This window comes from Sessilibacter sp. MAH3 (genome assembly GCF_054658275.1).
In genome coordinates, this window is sequence record NZ_BAAGIE010000015.1 from 57,078 (window position 1) to 74,954 (window position 17,877).

Genomic DNA, 17,877 nt, shown 5'->3' on the forward strand with positions numbered 1-17,877 from the left:
TGTGAGCTAATAACACTCAAAGATTCTACAACTCAATAACAACCATAAACTCACAAGATTATTTATTGGGTTGCCGTATTTACTAATACAGGAACCCTTCTAAAAGCTTTGAGTCTTACCACAGACTCGTCTTGTGCCAGAGAGTTTATTGTGACGACTAACGGTTACTAATTCCGGCAATCGTCATCCAATTTACCATAAATTTCTCTAGACTAAGTGTCGCGCCTGCGAGACTTGATTATTGTGCAGCACTAACCTTACGGATAGTTCAATAACCAAGCAAATCGGACTTGCCAAAATTAATCGATAATTTGCGAAACACATACATTTAGAGCATTTACCGTGTTTAAAAACCGCTTTTTTAGCCACAAGTCACTATTGCTGACTTGTTTTTTTCTGTTGTTGAGCCCCGTATTCTCAGCGGCGGCACAGGCACAAGATCCATTTGCCAATAACGGCAACGGTCTATCGACATTAGGCGATGAGAGTGCCCCGGCATTTTTGCGCGTAGAAGAAGCCTACCAAGTGCAAGTTCATGTACTTGATGATCACCTAGAACTGGCTTGGTACATTGAGCCAAATTACTACCTTTATCAATCAAAGTTCAAATTCAGAACCGATGGACAAACATTACCGGCGGAATTTGAAAAAGGTAAGGTTAAGTACGATGAATACTTTCAAGAAGATGTCGAGGTTTTCTACGACTCTACGCTTGTAAAAGTTAATAATGCTGCCGACAAACCGTATAACCTAAAAGTTACCTCTCAAGGCTGTGCTGATGCCGGACTTTGTTATCCGCCCTATCACCAGTATTTCGAAATTGACCCAATCAACAAGACCGCCACAGAAGTAGGCCCACCGACTGATGGCTCTCTTTCTGTTGCTGACGAGACCGAAAGCCTAAATACCAGCTTTGACCAACAAACGCCTTTTAACATAACAACCTGGCTAACCAGTATTATCTTTGCCTTAATTGGTGGCATGATTCTAAACCTAATGCCTTGCGTATTCCCGGTTTTGTCGATCAAAGTCCTCAGTCTTGCCAACTCCAAAGAAAGCCAACACAAAATGCATTTGCATGGCTGGGCCTACAGCGTGGGTTGTGTTTTCACATTCGTAGTCATTGCTTCTATTATGCTGGCTTTGCGTGCCAGTGGCGAAGCGGTAGGCTGGGGCTTCCAGCTTCAGTCTCCAGCAGTTATCACTGCACTTTTATACGTATTCTTCTTGATGGGCCTGAGCTTCTCTGGCGTTATCAATCTTGGCAGTAGCTTAATGGGTGTGGGTCAAAACTCCACTCAAGGAAACAAACTACATCATTCATGGATGACTGGGGCGCTCGCCTCTGTAGTGGCAAGTCCTTGTACCGCGCCCATGATGGGAGCCGCCCTTGGTTACGCCATCACTCAACCGGCGTACGTGGCACTTTCAATTTTTGCTGCCCTAGGTTTTGGTATGGCATTACCCTTCCTACTACTAACCTATCTGCCAAAAGCCGCGTCTTTGTTGCCGCGCCCTGGCGCCTGGATGGATACGCTTAAGCAATTCTTAGCATTCCCTCTTTATCTGTCTTGCGTTTGGTTACTGTGGGTTTTAGCCAATCAAACGAACAATAACCACTTAGCGTTGGTAATTTGCGGCTTGGTAGCGATCGCATTCGCACTTTGGCTGGCGAAACTTACGCCATCAAAAGGTTTTGCCAAGTGGTTTAATCGATTTACTGCCGTAGCAAGCGTCGCCTTTGCCATATTTGTTGGCTTGAACTTCACCCCGGCAAAACAAGATGAGCTTTGGTTAGCCTATTCTCCAGAGCGCCTAAGCGAACTTCGTGATCAAGACAAACCTGTATTTGTGAACTTGACGGCATCATGGTGTATTACTTGTTTGGCGAATGAGCGTGTTGCACTTGGAACCGACGCGGTTCGCGGTGCAATGGCTGAAAATGGCGTACAGGGCTTAAAGGGTGATTGGACTAATGCTGATCCACAAATTACGGATTTGCTAAAACAGTACGGTCGTTCTGGTGTTCCGCTCTACTTGTATTACCCAGCAGATAAACAAGCAGAAGCCATTATTCTTCCGCAGTTACTAACAACAGATATTGTTTTACAGGCCATTACATCAAGCCAAGAATCAGAAGTAGCGGAGCTGTAATAAAAGTTAACAACATTTCGCCGAAGTTACTGCACTTATAAAGCAAGTTACCAACAATTTCTTGCTTTTTTCGCTAAATAGCCGCCATTGACCTCAAATGTGCGGCTATTTTTCTTTATATAGCACGAAAATATCCGATCACGATTCTTTAACAGTATTTAAAACGCGAAAACTCGGCCAAATTTCGCCTATCTTGTAGCGATCTTCCGTGAAATAACTAAAAACAAAACCAAGCCATAGACATAGGTATTAGATTCAGGCAAACTCCTGCACCGTTTACATACATATATCGACGTTTTTAACACTCGATCATCAAAAAGCAGGTTTTTTAGAGACATGCCTCAACCCAAAATTCTGGTTTTACACGGCCCGAACCTAAATTTGTTAGGTACCCGCGAACCAGAAATCTACGGCAGCTTGACGTTAGACGCCATCAACCAAGACCTCGTCGAAAAAGCGAGCGCTTGCGACATTGATTTGATGCACTTTCAATCGAACGCTGAATTCGAGTTGATCAACTGCATACATCAATCAAAACACAATGGCGTTGAATTTTTGATCTTTAATCCGGGCGCCTTTACTCACACCAGCGTTGCGCTTCGCGATGCCATACTCGGTGTAGGCCTACCATTTATTGAAGTTCATTTATCGAACGTATATAGCCGCGAGCCCTTCCGAAAACACTCGTACTTTTCGGATATCGCCGTAGGGGTTATCTGCGGTTTAGGAGCTAAAGGTTACTCTCTAGCGCTGCACTATGCTGTGGAACATTTAGCCAGCAAGACAGCCTAAACCAAAACTACCCGCAACCTTACACCAACTACACTTTTAGCGGAAAATACCGCCAAAAATAGAGAAAAGTTAATGGATATTCGCAAAATTAAAAAGCTTATAGAAATCCTAGAAGAATCTGATATCGGCGAGATCGAAATTAAGGAAGGCGAAGAGTCGGTTCGAATCAGCCGTGGTAGCAGTGGCGCTCATGCGCAACCGGTTTTTGTTAACGCGCCTATGCCCGTTCAACATGCGCCAATGTCTGCACCTCAGCCAACCTATGCACCTGCCCCTGAAGCTGCGCTACCATCAGCCCCAGAAATCAGTGGCCATGTTATTAAGTCCCCGATGGTAGGCACCTTCTACGCAGCACCAAGCCCAGGATCATCACCCTTCATAGCTGTTGGTCAATCTGTTTCTGCCGGCGATACCATTTGTATCGTTGAAGCGATGAAAATGATGAATCAAATCGAAACCGATAAATCCGGCGTCATCAAAGCTATTCTTGTTGACGATGGTCAAGCGGTCGAATTTGATCAACCTTTGATAATTATTGAATAAGCCCCGCATACGCGTTCTGTACTACAGCCCAACGGGAGCTAAAGACACATGATCAATAAAATTCTTATCGCAAATCGCGGTGAAATTGCCCTGCGCATCTTGCGCGCCTGTAAAGAATTGGGCATCCACACGGTCGCCGTGCATTCTACCGTCGACAAAGACCTCAAACACGTTCGCTTGGCAGACGAGTCTGTGTGCATCGGTCCAAATCCGTCGAACCAAAGTTATTTAAACATTCCATCAATTATTGCAGCGATGGAAATCACCGATGCAACCGGTGTTCATCCAGGCTACGGATTTCTGGCAGAAAACGCTGACTTTGCAGAACAAGTACAAAAAAGCGGCTTCGTTTTTATCGGCCCAAGTGCTGATGTGATTCGTCTAATGGGCGACAAGGTTTCCGCTATTCAGGCCATGAAAAAAGCAGGCGTACCAACTGTACCCGGCTCTGACGGCCCGTTACCGGAAGACAAAGAAGGCTGCCTAAAAATCGCTCGCGATATTGGTTACCCGGTTATCATCAAAGCTGCGGCTGGTGGTGGTGGACGCGGTATGCGTGTAGTTCACACTGAGTCTGCCTTGCTCAACTCTATTCATGTAACTAAAAGTGAAGCAGGTGCCGCCTTTGGTGACGATACGGTGTACATGGAGAAATTCCTTGAAAACCCACGTCACGTAGAAGTACAAATTCTGGCCGATGGTCAAGGTAGTGCTATTCACTTATTCGACCGCGACTGCTCCTTGCAACGCCGCCATCAAAAAGTACTTGAAGAGGCGCCAGCTCCAGGAATTCCCGATGAAGCCCGCCAAGCCGTTTACGATGCATGTACTCGCGCCTGTGTTGAGATTGGCTACCGCGGCGCAGGTACCTTTGAATTCTTATACGAAGACGGTAATTTCTATTTCATTGAAATGAACACTCGTATTCAGGTTGAGCATCCTGTTTCTGAAATGGTAACGGGTATCGATCTAATCAAAGAACAAATCCGAGTTTGTGCTGGCGAGAAGCTTTCTATTAAACAGGAAGACGTAAAGCTCAACGGCCATGCTTTTGAGTGTCGCATTAACGCTGAAGACGCCAGAACCTTCTTACCAAGCCCAGGTAAAGTGGTTAACTTCCATTCTCCGGGTGGTTTGGGTGTGCGTGTTGACTCTCATCTTTACAGTGGCTACACAGTTCCCGCCAACTATGATTCCATGATCGCCAAGGTAATTACTCACGCCGAAGATCGTGAATCCGCTTTGAACAAGATGCGTGTTGCACTTGATGAATTGGTTGTCGAAGGAATTCGCACCAATATCGCACTTCAGCAAGATCTAGTGAGAGACCAAGGCTTCCGTAAGGGTTGTGTCAATATTCATTACCTAGAGAAAAAGCTGAGCTCGTAAGATTGATGATTCGTTAATCTAAATAGAACGAACAGAAATCTGATCACACTTGCCATACATCGGTGATTACCACGGATGTATGGCTTGTCTAAAACATTTTTGATATCCGCCCATCTTATTTTACTGAGCGCCCATCATGCCTTGGCTTCAATTGTTAATTGCCACCGAAAAAGAACACGTTGAATCCTTCGAAGATGCACTTCTAGATCACGGAGCGTTAAGTATTACGTTACGCGATAACGCCGACCAGCCAATTTTAGAGCCAGCCTTAGGCGAGACTCCGCTGTGGAATAAAACTCAGCTTATGGCTCTTTATGAAGCCGATGTCGATACAGTTGCGATCAGTGAAGCAATCGACAAGTTCGTCGCAAGCACCGGAAGTTCTGCAAAGTGGGAACAACTAGAAGATAAAGATTGGATAAGAAGTTGGATGGAAGACTTCAAGCCCATTCGCTGTGGTGATCGCCTCTGGATTTGTCCAAGCTGGTGTGAACCGCCGGAACCTAATGCCATTAATTTAAAGCTAGACCCAGGTTTAGCATTCGGTACGGGCACACATCCAACCACATTCTTATGTGTCCAGTGGCTCGATCAGGTGGATTGTACCGACAAAAGCGTCATAGATTTTGGCTGTGGGTCTGGCATTTTAGGTATCGCCGCTTTATTGCTTGGTGCAAATTCAGCCCAAGGTATCGATATAGATCCGCAAGCATTAATTGCCACGGCAGATAACACTGAAAAAAATGGACTCCCGAAAGAATCTTTTCCGGTATACCTGCCTAAAGACTTCAAGCCTCAGCAAGTTGATATCACTATCGCCAATATTTTAGCCGGACCTTTAGTGGAGCTGGCTGGCCAAATTAACGCGCTGGTCAAGCCCGGCGGCTTATTGTGTTTGTCAGGAATACTGGCCACACAAGCAGAAGCTGTAATGGCTGCCTACCCTGAAATAACCTTCGATCCGGTCTGTGAGAAAGAACAGTGGGTAAGACTTACCGGCCAAAAAGCCTTGAACCCTTAAATTTTGTGGCCTAAGTCTTGATAAAAACGCACAGAATAATTTACGAACAATCTCGAAACCACTAAAATTCTTGTCATTACAGCAGCTTACATACAAAGCTTAACAAAACAGGTTAATCTAGAAGCTGACTTTCGGACACCGAGCCTGGAAATATTCCCAAGCTCGGCGTAACGTCGTTACCGACTACCCTTCAGTTTGGTCCAAACAGGTCCCTAAACTATGACAAGCTCAATAACGCGCTGTCCAAAGTGCAGCACCTCGTTTCGAGTTACGCCCTTGCAGCTCAAATCCGCCAAAGGTGCCGTGCGTTGCGGATCTTGTCTACACATCTTTAATGCTGAAGAAAACTTCGTAACGGTAAAACCTGCAGCACAGAAAGCAGCGACACCCAAAGCACAGAGTCAGACTGCGCCCGCAAAACCGAAACCTAAAGTAAACACGGCGCCCGCGCCACAGCAGCTCGCCTTCGATCAAAGTGCAATTGATGCCGAATCGGAGCTCGATGACATACTCATCAGCGACGATATGGAAAGCGGAGAATCGGACAGTGCCAAGTATCAAGGCACCATGGACGATCTCGCCGAGTTTCAGCTCAATCCGACCAAGCAGAATTGGTTAGATGACGGCAGTTCATTGTTTGACGCATCACCCAAGCAATCGTCTTTTCACCTCGTCGATGAAGACGAAGATGAGGACCAAGCCGACGAGAGCTGGGCGCTTAAAATGCTTGAAGAAGAAAGCCATACGCCTAGCAAGCCCGTCAAACAAACTCCATCGGCCGCGTTTAAAAAAGACACGACGCAAGATTTTTCGACCGAAAGTAGCGAAGATGATGACGACGAAGTCTTTCGTTTCGATGTTGATGAATCGCAACCATCTGAGGACGATGAGTTAAAAACTCTGCGTTTTGATAATCCTCTTGAAGATGATTTAGAGGAAGACACCAGCCGCTTTGATGGCAGCAGAACCGGCAGTTTTGACGCAGTTGGCGACGATTTCGACGATCTAGATAACTACGATAATTTTTCTGACTTTGATGAGCCGCCGCAAAAATCTTCCAAAACCAGCGACAGTTTTGCCATCGAAGACGACGAACTGGCCAAGCTTAAGCGTGAGTTAGAAGGATTTGACGATCCAGATGAAGATCAGATGGTTCCGGAGCCCGGCGACCGCCAAGAGTTTTTACACGCGCTAGCTCGCGAACCTGTAGAAATGACGGTTAAGCCCAAAAAGAGTAATCGAATTTGGATTAAAAGTACGTTAATTTTGGGCAATGTAGTTCTTTTGCTTGCTGTAATCATTCAAATTGGTTACCTGAAGTTTGATACATGGAGTCGTGTTGAGCCCTACCGCCAATGGTATTCAATGGCCTGTCCAGTGTTTGGCTGCACCTTACCAACGCGATACGACTACAACAAAATCCGAATTACTTTGGTGGTAAGAACCCATCCTACACTCACCAACGCCCTGATTGCCGACGCGGTCTTGCTAAATACCGCAGGCTTTGAACAACCTTATCCGAGCCTTGCCCTGCGTTTTAGTGACCTCAACGACAATCCTCTTGCTGAGCGCGTATTTAATCCCAGAGAGTATCTTCGCGGCGAGCTTGCTGGGGAAACCATCATGCCGGTTAAACAACCCATTCACATCAGCCTAGAGATCGCTGATCCGGGTGAAGCCGCGGTGAATTATCGAGCATTCATACCCGACTCTAATCTGAATCTTTAAGGTAGATAATAAAAACCGCTTTAAAGACACTTTTTTTATTCTAAAAACATTTACCTCTACTCACCGATCGAGCTCGCTTGAACGGTGAGTATTGCCGTGCTCGTTAAAAGGGCCGAACTGATTCTATGGGAAAGTACACCTGAAAATTTTTGCGGCATTTATTCAAACTCAAAGACTGATCAAATTAACGCTATCGATTGCCAATCACGTCGAAATCCCTATAATCCGGCGCCTCGTTAGAGGCTTTGAAAATGAAGCGAAATCAGGCGCCAAGCTAGATATTTAATCAGGCGCAAAATTTCCACAATACGGTTAATTTCTGCTTTCCCATTTTCTCAAGATGCGGGTATGATGGGCGCCCTTTTTTGACCAGCGATGCATTTGTGATCAATTGAAGAATTTACTGTAATTCGGGTCGTAAGGCTTCACTTTAGACTTATCGTGAATCTTTCGATTTTGAGCGAACTTTAATTTCACAAGCGACGGATCAGAATTTTGGCGTTTAACATAGGTAATCATTACATCGATGGTCGCACGGTTCTGGCACCTATGGCCGGGATCAGTGATTTGCCATTTCGACGGTTATGCAAAGCTTATGGAGCGGCACTGGCAGTTTCCGAGATGGTTACCAGCGACACCAAATTATGGAATAGCAGGAAATCAGCCTCTCGACTGAATCACAATGGCGAAACAGGTGTTAAGTCAGTGCAAATAGCGGGCACCTGCCCAATTGCTTTGGCTGAAGCAGCAGTGGCCAACGAACAACTCGGCGCTGATATTATTGATATCAACATGGGTTGTCCGGCTAAGAAGGTCTGCAACAAGGCGGCGGGTTCTGCGCTCTTACGCGATGAACCCTTAGTTGAAAAAATACTCACAGCAGTGGTCGGTTCGGTCAAGATTCCTGTGACTTTGAAGATTCGTACCGGTTGGGATAAAACCCAAAGGAACGCATTAACCATTGCACAAATGGCCGAAAGCATCGGTGTACAGGCTCTAACCATTCACGGTAGAACCCGTGCCTGCCGGTTCAATGGCGAAGCCGAATACGACACCATAGCTGAAGTATGCCAAGCAGTATCGATTCCGGTTATTGCTAACGGCGATATTACCAATGCCGTTAAAGCTAAAGAAGTACTAGACCATACCGGAGCAGCCGCGATCATGATTGGTCGAGCAGCTCAGGGTCGACCCTGGATTTTCAGGGAGATCGATCACTACCTCAAAACCGGCAATGCCGTTTCTGAACCCAGTAGTGATGAGATCAAAACCATTTTAATTAGTCACCTAAAAGAGCTGCATTCATTTTATGGGGACTACTTAGGGGTACGCATCGCTCGTAAACATGCGGGGTGGTACCTGAAAGGTTTCACCAACGGCGAAAACCTTCGAACAACATTCAACCAATTAGTAAGTGCGCAAAAACAAATTGAGTGCATTGAAGAAAATTTTAGTGCCTTGATACGTGATGGGGAAAAAGCGGCATGAGTCAAATTGAAACAGCACTAGCTGAACTGACCAACAACACAAACACAGCGACTGCACCAGAAGTTACCGGTGATCGTTTCCGTACCACCAACATCGAAGCTACCAGCAGCTCACTACGTGACTGTGTTAAGCAATCGATCGATAACTACTTCCAGCACTTAGACGGTCAAAACGTTTCTAACGTTTATGAGCTTGTGATGGCTGAAGTAGAAGCCCCGCTACTTGAAGTAGTTATGAAATACACTCGCCACAACCAAACCAAAGCCGCCGAGCTTTTGGGTTTAAATCGTGGCACCCTACGTAAAAAGCTTAAGCAGTACGGCCAGCTTTAATCATGACGCCCGGTTTAAATCCGGGCGTTATTTTCTGTACCAACAGACTCCGTAATTTTTGTTTTCGAACACACCCTACCCTTACTTCTCATATCGATAATTAAACCAACAAACGCACGAGAAGAGGCGGTAGTTATTCTATTCTTTTTCTAGTTCGATCAACTTTGTTGATGGACAAGTATTTCTGCAACATATCTTTTGGGAGAGAACACCGAATGTCATCATCAGAGGATTTCCTACCGATTAAACGTGCCTTAATCAGTGTCTCCGATAAATCCGGAATCGTGGAGTTCGCTCGCGAATTACGGACTTACGGCATTGAGCTACTATCCACAGGTGGTACGTTTAAGCTATTGAAAGAATCAGGCTTGGATGTAATCGAGGTTTCCGATCACACCGGATTCCCTGAAATGATGGACGGTCGAGTGAAAACTCTGCATCCCAAAATCCACGGTGGCATCCTCGCTCGTCGCGGTCAAGACGATCAAGTCATGGCTGAACATGACATTGCCGCCATTGATATGGTTGTAGTCAACCTCTATCCGTTCGAAAAGACCGTCGCCAATCCAGATTGCTCACTAGAAGACGCAATCGAGAACATCGATATCGGCGGCCCGACTATGGTACGCGCTGCGGCGAAGAACCACGCCTTCGTAAACATCGTGGTTAACGCCAGCGATTACGAATCAGTACTTGCTGAAATGAAAGCAAACAATGGCTCAACCAGTAAAGCAACGCGTTTTAACCTTGCCATCAAAGCCTACGAACATACCGCAAAATACGACGGCGCTATTGCCAACTATTTTGGTCGCTTAGTCGAAGGCGGCAACAAAGACTTCCCACGTACCTTTAACTTGCAATTCAACAAGCAGCAAGACATGCGTTACGGTGAAAATCCTCATCAAAAGAGCGCTTTTTACGTAGAAGGCACTGCCGTTGAAGGTTCAATAAGCTCTGCCAAACAACTGCAAGGTAAAGAGCTTTCTTACAATAATATCGCCGATACCGATGCAGCACTTGAGACCGTAAAACTCTTCGATGCACCGACCTGCGTTATCGTCAAGCACGCCAACCCTTGCGGTGTAGCGTCTAGCGACAACCTTCTTGAAGCCTACAACAAAGCCTTTGCTACCGACCCAGAATCCGCCTTCGGCGGCATCATCGCCTTTAACCGCGAGTTAGACGCAGCCACGGCACAAGCCATTGTTGATAAACAATTCGTTGAAGTCATTATCGCGCCGAGTGTCGCTGCGGGTGTTTCTGAAATTATCGCCGCTAAGAAAAACGTTCGCTTGCTCGTGTGTGGCGATCTAAGTGCCGATCAACCAAGCTTCGACTTCAAACGCGTGAACGGCGGTCTTTTGGTGCAAGAACGTGATCTTGGCTTAATTACCGCCGCTGACCTGAAAGTGGTTACCCAACGTCAACCAACAGACGCTGAAATTCGCGATCTTCTATTTACATGGAAAGTCGCCAAAATGGTTAAATCAAACGCCATTGTTTACGCTAAAGATCAGCGCACCATCGGCGTTGGCGCAGGCCAAATGAGCCGTGTTAACTCGGCACGCATTGCTGCTATCAAAGCGGAGCATGCAGGCCTTGAGGTTTCTGGCAGTTGCATGGCCAGCGACGCGTTCTTTCCATTCCGTGATGGTCTTGATAATGCTGCCTCCGTAGGTATTAGCTGTGTTATTCAGCCGGGTGGCTCAATTCGTGACGACGAAGTTATCGCCGCAGCCGATGAGCACAACATCGCCATGGTGTTTACCGGCATGCGTCACTTCCGCCACTAAATAACACCGTTTAATTCCAAACTCTCATTGGGCGGTCTCGAACTGCCCAATGTCTCAGGAGAAACTAATTCATGAATGTTTTAGTCATTGGCAGTGGCGGTCGTGAACACGCTTTAGCTTGGAAAGCCGCTCAATCCAACCAAGTAGACATCGTTTTTGTTGCCCCCGGCAACGCAGGCACCGCTCGCGAAGCAAAGCTCGAAAATATCGCTATTGGTGTTTCTGAATTCGAAAAGCTCGCTCAGTTTGCCAAAAACAACAACGTTGGTTTAACCATTGTTGGCCCAGAAGCGCCGCTGGTTGACGGCATTGTCGATTATTTCCGCGAGCAAGGCCTTGCCTGCTTTGGCCCGAGCAAAGGTGCCGCACAGTTAGAAGGCTCTAAATCTTTTACCAAAGACTTTTTAGCCAGACACCAAATTCCAACCGCGCAATACCAAACCTTCACCGAAGTAGAACCGGCCATCGCTTATCTAAAAGAACGCGGTGCACCGATTGTTGTTAAGGCTGACGGCCTAGCCGCAGGTAAAGGTGTTATTGTTGCGCTGACTCTTGATGAAGCTATCGAAGCAGTCGAAGACATGCTTTCTGGTAATGCCTTTGGCGAAGCTGGTGCCCGTGTAGTTATCGAAGACTTCCTCGAAGGCGAAGAAGCCAGCTTTATCGTTATGGTTGACGGTAAAAACATTTTGCCTATGGCAACCAGCCAAGATCATAAACGCGTCGGCGAAGGCGATACAGGGCCAAACACCGGCGGTATGGGTGCCTATTCGCCAGCACCCGTGGTAACGGCCGAAGTTTTCGAGCGAATCATGGCAGAAGTCATCGAACCAACCGTTGCCGGCATGGCCGCCGAAGGCAATACCTACACCGGTTTCTTGTACGCAGGCTTGATGATTTCTCCGCAAGGCGAACCCAAAGTTATCGAGTACAACTGTCGATTCGGTGATCCAGAAACCCAACCGATCATGATGCGATTACAGTCTGATTTGGTTGAGTTGTGTAACGCAGCACTGGCCGGTGACTTGGATAAAACCGAAGCAAAATGGGATGACCGCCCATCCGTTGGCGTTGTTTTAGCGGCCGGTGGTTATCCTTCTGATTATGCTAAAGGCGACGTAATTTCTGGGCTTGATATTGAGTTTAACGAGAACAGCAAAGTCTTTCATGCGGGAACCACATTCAATGATAACGGCGATGTGGTTACCTCCGGTGGCCGCGTATTGTGTGCAACCGCTTTGGGTAACACCGTAAAAGAAGCCTGCGAAAATGCTTATCAAGCTGCCGAAGCCATCGATTGGACCGGTCGATTTTTCCGTAAAGACATCGGCTATCGCGCTATTGCACGTGAATCAGGTAAGTAACGAATTCATCTGTTGATAAACTCGTACCTATCAAAAAGCTCTGTCTGTTAAGAAACTCTGTCTGTTAAGAAACTTTGCCTATCAAGAACCTCTGCCTACATCCTAAAAGATTTAGATGGAGGTTCTTGATAACCTTCTCGCTAAACTGCACACCTAAAAAAACTGCTTTTTCCGTTCGTTTTCAGATCAAAAATCCTTCAACAACAAACCGTAAGTGCCGCCTTTTTAGGCTTTTATCGTTCTTTCGCTTGCCCAAATTCTCAGACTGGCTATTTTTTCGGCCATAACCACGGATAAAGGCTTGGTTGCGTGTAACTGCTGCAAAATGAGCTGATCATCCACTTGGGTTTCTTGGGCGTTTGCAGCAAAGATGGCGGAGATAATCGCCTGTTCGATTTCGGCTCCACTAAAGCCAGCACTGGTTTGCACCAAAAGATCGAGATCGAAATCGATAGCAGCGATGTTACGTCGGTTTAAATGAATGACAAAAATGGCTCTTCGTGCCGCAGAATCGGGAAGATCAACGAAAAAGATCTCATCAAACCGGCCTTTTCGTAACAATTCCGGCGGTAATTGCGAGATATCGTTGCTGGTTGCCACCAAGAAGACTTTTTGTTTACGTTCTGCCATCCAAGTAAGCAGGGTTCCTAAAACTCGCTTCGAGGTGCCGTTGTCACTGTCGCCGGTGGCGAGACCTTTTTCAATCTCGTCGATCCACAGTACGCATGGTTCCATCACTTCGGCTTGATTCAACGACTGGCGCAAATTGCGCTCGGTTTCACCAAAGAATTTGTTGTACAAAGCACCAAAGTCCAAGCGTAATAATGGCAGATTCCACAGCCCCGCAACGGCTTTTGCCGCTAAACTTTTACCAGCACCCTGCACACCCACCATCAACACACCTTTCGGTGCATCGATTTCTTCAGGATTTAAAAACGCGGCTTTTCGCTGCCCAAGCCACGATTTTAAATTGTCGAGGCCGCCAACCTTATCCATTTGCTCAACGCCGAATTCGTAACTCAAGATGCCATCCATCGCGAGCAGTTCAAATTTCGCTTTGTTAATGGCAGGAACATCGCTGTGGTCTATAACGCCGTCGTCGAAAATAGCGGTTCTAACCAGATGGCGAACATCTTGATGCCCAACACCTTTGACGGTGTTAACCAACATCCGCAGAGCTTCACGATCAACACTAATTCTGCCACCACGCTGTGAGGTCCAGCGGTTGGCCTCTTCGCGGACGATTTTGGTGATGTCATTTTCGGTGGGCATGGCCAGACGAACACGCTGCGAAAAGGATCTTAACTCGGGGGGAATTTCAAATTTATGGCTGATAAATACCAACGTATGAGCCGTTAAATCGTAATTGAGAGCGATGTCTTTAATCAGGCGAATGTGCAATGGTTCACCGTCGATAAACGGATGAAAATCACACAGAATAAAAACCGAAGGCGTCGGTTCTTGTTTAATCTTCTCCAGCACATGATTGGGCTTGGTGTACTCAGGCGCCTTAACGATCTGAAATTTATGATCAAACTCTTTCAATCCGTCGCTGAAGGTCCATTTGTAGCAAGGTCTACGCAAACCTCGGGCAATATCCTGCAATTGCTCACACGCTCGCTTTTCGTCATCGGTTTCGATCACCGCCAGCGGAATGTTTGCCGTAAGCACCGCCATTAGATCATCCATGTTTATCTCCCATCCAAATATGAAGTCACGCCGTAGAGTTTTGATGTAAAACTACAACATTACGGCTGTTTGTCGTAGCATTTAGCTTTGGTAACCCCGATTAGCTTTCCCATGATTTAATCAGTGGACGGAAATTGACAATGCGATTTCCAATTTCTTCACAATTTCAATTACTTACCGTTCTTGAAATTGGCAACACATCCTTGTGTCGCGGGAAGCTCTAGGCTAATCCGTGTTTCCTTTAGATTTTAGCATTAGAGAAATACTATGCCGTTTCGTAGACTTAACCCAATCGATCACTTAATAACTCAAGCAGATCGTGCAATTCGCACCCTAACTCCCGGTAATAAGCCGGTTTTTCATGCTTCACCGGCCAGTACAACCGAAGATGTTGAAATGAACGAGCGCGACCGCAAGCATGCCGCAGCCTTAATGCGAATTAATCATTGTGGCGAAGTTTGCGCGCAGGGTTTGTATCAGGGCCAGGCGACAACCGCAAAACTGCCGAACGTCCGCGAAGAAATGGACAAGGCCGCTTTGGAAGAACTCGATCACTTAGCTTGGTGCGAGGAACGCATTAAAGAATTAGGTGGTAGAACCAGTGCGCTTAATCCGGTTTGGTACGCTATGTCGTTTGGCTTAGGCGCCGCGGCAGGACTGGTCAGCGATAAAATATCGTTAGGATTTGTGGCAGCCACAGAAGATCAAGTTTGCAAACATCTCAACGATCATCTTAAAAAGTTACCGTTAGAAGATACTAAAAGCCGCAAGATCGTTGAGCAAATGATAGAAGACGAGCAAGAACACGCCGATCGAGCGATCGATGCGGGGGGCTCAAAATTTCCAATGCCGGTCAAACTTGCCATGACTGCCGTCAGTAAGGTCATGACCAAAACAACTTACCGCATCTGATTTTTAAATTTATCCACTCATGACTGGTAAATTTATTAACACATAACTGGTTTGCTCATATTCCAAAATTGGCAAACCAGTTTTCGCTTTTCCGAACTTACAAAAACCACTTACAACAATTTATCTACGATTCTACTACTTCGTAGTCGTGAGACACTTCAACACCTGCATTGGTCATCATCTTAGATGCCGAACAATATTTCGTCGCAGATAACTCCACCGCACGTGCAACCTGAGCTTCTTTAAGACCAGAACCTGTAACAACGAAATGCATATGAATTTTAGTAAATACCGAAGGAACTGTATCGGCGCGCTCAGCGGTTAATTCACATCGACAATCTTGCACCGGCTGGCGAGCTTTATTCAAAATGGTAATCACATCAAAAGAAGCGCAACCGCCAATACCCACCAAAATCATTTCCATGGGTCGAAAACCAGAGTTTCTTCCACCGTGGTCGGCAGCTCCATCCATAACGACACTGTGGCCGCTACCTGCTTCGCCCAAAAACTGAACACCGTCTACCCATTTGACCGTGGCTTGCATCGAAAAGACTCCTGAATGATTGCGAAATATATCTGCGAGATAGCTTAACACATGCGTCTAAGCTTCTGAAAAACGACGCAAAATAACAAAACCTTTTAATAGAATCTAATTGTCAGATAAGCACTTCACAAAATCGGCCAAGCTTTTGCGAAATGCTGGTGCAATCGCAATTGGAGAGCCATAATGTCAATTTGGGTGCGCGAGTTATTGGTGTCATCAATTTGTTGAATTAAGTGGATTGACGTCTTGGGGCGCTGATCAAAAAGGGCCTGGGAAGTTCAGGATCTAAAGGCCGAAAGCCAGGGGGAAAGTTTGGTAGCCGTATCTCTCACTCCACATATTAATAATGTAGAGCAATTTTTAAGTCATTGTCATCGCAGACGTTATCCTGCCAAAAGTACGCTTATCTACGCAGGTGATAAGAGCGATTCTCTTTACTACATCATTCAAGGCTCTGTAACCGTCGTTATTGAGGACGACGAAGGCCATGAAATGATTGTTGCTTACCTAAACGACGGCGACTTCTTCGGTGAAATGGGTTTATTCGACCAGCATGATTCCCGAAGTGCGTGGGTCAGAGCAAAAACCGAGTGTGAAGTTGCTGAAATTAGTTACGCGAAATTTCAAGAATTAACAGCAAGCCATCCGGAGTTCCTATTCGCTTTGGGAACCCAAATGGCAAAACGTCTGCGCAATACCACCCGAAAAGTGGGTGACTTGGCATTCTTAGACGTAACCGGTCGGGTTGCTAGAACTCTGTTGGACTTGTGCAATGAACCCGACGCCATGACCCATCCAGATGGCATGCAGATTAAAATCACCCGTCAAGAAATCGGCAGAATTGTTGGTTGCTCGCGAGAAATGGTCGGACGAGTACTCAAAACTCTAGAAGATCAGGGTTTAGTTTCCGTCAAAGGTAAGACCATGGTTGTATTTGGCACCCGTTAAGGTGCCATTACTTTTAAAGCAGATATCTTCTGACTCTGCTTTTTAAACACCCCTCTCTAAAAATTTACATCTTTTTTGTCATTCGTGTTCGAAATTTGACTCGACTCAACGAATCTGAAAACAAATTGAGTAAATATCTTATTAATCGGTGCGATTTCACCAACCTAATCTACACTAAAGATATTTAGCCGATCGGCGAAATAAAAAATTGTTCTAATAAAAATGAGAGCAATTTAAGAGCTAAGATAAACTATAGTTTTAAGCTCATAAGAAATTTTCTTATATTATTCAGCGATCCATGTAATTGGCGTTCAAATCATTTCTTTTTCCATGTAAACCTATGAGAAAATGACATCCTGCTTGTATACCATCATTGCTATCTAAACGTTTAGAAAAAAGCAGAGTATTGGAGAATCGGAAGTGAGTTTTGCTTTACCAAACGTTTTACTGTTGATTTCTAACCCGCATATTATTGCGGCGGTTAACGCTCAGCTTGCGACCTTAAACATACACTTATTTCAACAAACTGACCACGCTCAAGCACTTGGCGCGGTGCTATCATTCAGGCCCGAAATTATTATCTGTGACGAGGAATTTTCGAAAGCTTCGGATTATTCGGTTTTTCATCGGCTGAAATCCGTACATCCGGCACCTATTCTAGAAATTCGTCCTTCAGAATCTGCACCATCTACCTCAAACGATAAACTGGGTATTCAGTCAGATCTCATTATCTCCGTGTCAGATTTTGACAAGCTTGGCCAACACATACAGGATCTGATTACTCGATTCCCTCTGCCAAAGCCTAAGGTAGTGAAAAGTTATCTGAGAAACATTTCCGTCGGCAGCTTGAAGATCAATCGATACACCAAAGAAGTTTGGCTGGGCGACAAGTCCATTGCTTTAAACGAGCAAGAATATAATCTACTTATTTACTTGGTAATTAACGCTAATTGTGTAATGAATACCGATGAACTGGTTAATTACTTTAAAGAATCCAAATTAGATAAAGACGCTATTGATTGGCATATCGCTCGATTACGTAAAATTTTACGTGACGATAAAAAAGCTCCCAAAAAGATTCGTACGGTCGAAGGCGGTTATCTGTTTGAAAGAGAAGCTTGGACATAGATGCCCGAAGCCTTTTTGTTAAAGTCATTCTCAATAAACAATAAAAAAGCGA

At 45.7% G+C, this 17,877-nt stretch carries 15 protein-coding genes; 13 read left to right on the top strand and 2 right to left on the bottom strand.

Features of this window, described 5'->3' with window-relative positions; genetic code table 11:
• Positions 1-342 precede the first annotated feature (342 nt).
• The 10 genes from ACYQ2C_RS10880 to purD all read left to right on the top strand — a co-directional run bounded on the left by ACYQ2C_RS10880 (position 343) and on the right by purD (position 12,604).
• Positions 343-2,154 carry a protein-disulfide reductase DsbD family protein gene (locus tag ACYQ2C_RS10880; protein WP_460102489.1) on the top strand — a complete coding sequence of 604 codons (1,812 nt, stop codon included), beginning with the start codon at positions 343-345 and terminating at the stop codon, positions 2,152-2,154.
• Between the two features lie 336 nt (positions 2,155-2,490).
• On the top strand, positions 2,491-2,946 hold the full coding sequence (aroQ, locus tag ACYQ2C_RS10885) for a type II 3-dehydroquinate dehydratase (RefSeq protein ID WP_460049552.1): 456 nt from the start codon (positions 2,491-2,493) through the stop codon (positions 2,944-2,946).
• Between the two features lie 72 nt (positions 2,947-3,018).
• Positions 3,019-3,489: an acetyl-CoA carboxylase biotin carboxyl carrier protein gene (gene accB, locus ACYQ2C_RS10890; RefSeq protein WP_460102485.1), complete on the top strand. Its 471-nt coding sequence runs from the start codon at positions 3,019-3,021 to the stop codon at positions 3,487-3,489.
• 48 nt (positions 3,490-3,537) lie between these two features.
• The gene (accC, locus tag ACYQ2C_RS10895; protein ID WP_460102483.1) at positions 3,538-4,878 is read left to right on the top strand and encodes an acetyl-CoA carboxylase biotin carboxylase subunit; all 1,341 of its coding nucleotides are present in this window, start codon (positions 3,538-3,540) and stop codon (positions 4,876-4,878) included.
• A 136-nt stretch (positions 4,879-5,014) separates the two neighbouring features.
• Positions 5,015-5,899 (top strand): 50S ribosomal protein L11 methyltransferase, encoded by an 885-nt coding sequence (gene prmA / locus ACYQ2C_RS10900; protein ID WP_460049549.1) that lies wholly within the window; start codon positions 5,015-5,017, stop codon positions 5,897-5,899.
• 219 nt (positions 5,900-6,118) lie between these two features.
• Positions 6,119-7,627: a zinc-ribbon and DUF3426 domain-containing protein gene (locus ACYQ2C_RS10905; RefSeq protein ID WP_460102480.1), complete on the top strand. Its 1,509-nt coding sequence runs from the start codon at positions 6,119-6,121 to the stop codon at positions 7,625-7,627.
• A 495-nt stretch (positions 7,628-8,122) separates the two neighbouring features.
• A complete protein-coding gene (gene dusB / locus ACYQ2C_RS10910) occupies positions 8,123-9,115 on the top strand; it encodes a tRNA dihydrouridine synthase DusB (protein WP_460102478.1) in 993 nt (330 codons plus the stop codon).
• Positions 9,112-9,447, top strand: coding sequence for a DNA-binding transcriptional regulator Fis (gene fis / locus ACYQ2C_RS10915; protein ID WP_460049546.1), 336 nt, complete (start codon positions 9,112-9,114; stop codon positions 9,445-9,447). Before dusB ends, fis begins: the two co-directional genes overlap by 4 nt.
• 215 nt (positions 9,448-9,662) lie before the next feature.
• Positions 9,663-11,240 carry a bifunctional phosphoribosylaminoimidazolecarboxamide formyltransferase/IMP cyclohydrolase gene (gene purH, locus ACYQ2C_RS10920; RefSeq protein WP_460102476.1) on the top strand — a complete coding sequence of 526 codons (1,578 nt, stop codon included), beginning with the start codon at positions 9,663-9,665 and terminating at the stop codon, positions 11,238-11,240.
• A gap of 71 nt (positions 11,241-11,311) precedes the next feature.
• The gene (purD, locus tag ACYQ2C_RS10925; RefSeq protein WP_460102474.1) at positions 11,312-12,604 is read left to right on the top strand and encodes a phosphoribosylamine--glycine ligase; all 1,293 of its coding nucleotides are present in this window, start codon (positions 11,312-11,314) and stop codon (positions 12,602-12,604) included.
• A 225-nt stretch (positions 12,605-12,829) separates the two neighbouring features.
• Here purD and ACYQ2C_RS10930 read toward each other — a convergent pair whose 3' ends face one another.
• The gene (locus ACYQ2C_RS10930; protein ID WP_460102471.1) at positions 12,830-14,293 is read right to left on the bottom strand and encodes an AAA family ATPase; all 1,464 of its coding nucleotides are present in this window, start codon (positions 14,291-14,293) and stop codon (positions 12,830-12,832) included.
• Between the two features lie 267 nt (positions 14,294-14,560).
• Between ACYQ2C_RS10930 and coq7 the strand changes: the two genes are divergently transcribed.
• Positions 14,561-15,205 carry a 2-polyprenyl-3-methyl-6-methoxy-1,4-benzoquinone monooxygenase gene (gene coq7, locus ACYQ2C_RS10935; RefSeq protein WP_460102469.1) on the top strand — a complete coding sequence of 215 codons (645 nt, stop codon included), beginning with the start codon at positions 14,561-14,563 and terminating at the stop codon, positions 15,203-15,205.
• Positions 15,206-15,329: 124 nt separating this feature from the next.
• Here coq7 and ACYQ2C_RS10940 read toward each other — a convergent pair whose 3' ends face one another.
• A complete protein-coding gene (locus ACYQ2C_RS10940; protein WP_460049541.1) occupies positions 15,330-15,749 on the bottom strand; it encodes an OsmC family protein in 420 nt (139 codons plus the stop codon).
• Positions 15,750-16,061: 312 nt separating this feature from the next.
• Here ACYQ2C_RS10940 and crp point away from each other — a divergent pair, with 312 nt between their 5' ends.
• Both crp and ACYQ2C_RS10950 read left to right on the top strand, forming a co-directional pair.
• Entirely contained in the window at positions 16,062-16,697 is a 636-nt protein-coding gene (crp, locus tag ACYQ2C_RS10945) for a cAMP-activated global transcriptional regulator CRP (protein WP_460049540.1), read from the top strand.
• Between the two features lie 420 nt (positions 16,698-17,117).
• Complete coding sequence (locus ACYQ2C_RS10950; RefSeq protein ID WP_460102465.1) at positions 17,118-17,825, top strand: response regulator transcription factor; 708 nt, start codon at positions 17,118-17,120, stop codon at positions 17,823-17,825.
• Positions 17,826-17,877 lie beyond the last annotated feature (52 nt).

Coding starts and splice junctions, on each gene's coding strand:
- aroQ (WP_460049552.1), top strand. CDS start 2,491: ATGCCTCAACCCAAAATTCTGGTTTTACACGGCCCGAACCTAAATTTG.
- accB (WP_460102485.1), top strand. CDS start 3,019: ATGGATATTCGCAAAATTAAAAAGCTTATAGAAATCCTAGAAGAATCT.
- accC (WP_460102483.1), top strand. CDS start 3,538: ATGATCAATAAAATTCTTATCGCAAATCGCGGTGAAATTGCCCTGCGC.
- prmA (WP_460049549.1), top strand. CDS start 5,015: ATGCCTTGGCTTCAATTGTTAATTGCCACCGAAAAAGAACACGTTGAA.
- ACYQ2C_RS10905 (WP_460102480.1), top strand. CDS start 6,119: ATGACAAGCTCAATAACGCGCTGTCCAAAGTGCAGCACCTCGTTTCGA.
- fis (WP_460049546.1), top strand. CDS start 9,112: ATGAGTCAAATTGAAACAGCACTAGCTGAACTGACCAACAACACAAAC.
- purH (WP_460102476.1), top strand. CDS start 9,663: ATGTCATCATCAGAGGATTTCCTACCGATTAAACGTGCCTTAATCAGT.
- purD (WP_460102474.1), top strand. CDS start 11,312: ATGAATGTTTTAGTCATTGGCAGTGGCGGTCGTGAACACGCTTTAGCT.
- ACYQ2C_RS10930 (WP_460102471.1), bottom strand. CDS start 14,293: ATGGATGATCTAATGGCGGTGCTTACGGCAAACATTCCGCTGGCGGTG.
- coq7 (WP_460102469.1), top strand. CDS start 14,561: ATGCCGTTTCGTAGACTTAACCCAATCGATCACTTAATAACTCAAGCA.
- ACYQ2C_RS10940 (WP_460049541.1), bottom strand. CDS start 15,749: ATGCAAGCCACGGTCAAATGGGTAGACGGTGTTCAGTTTTTGGGCGAA.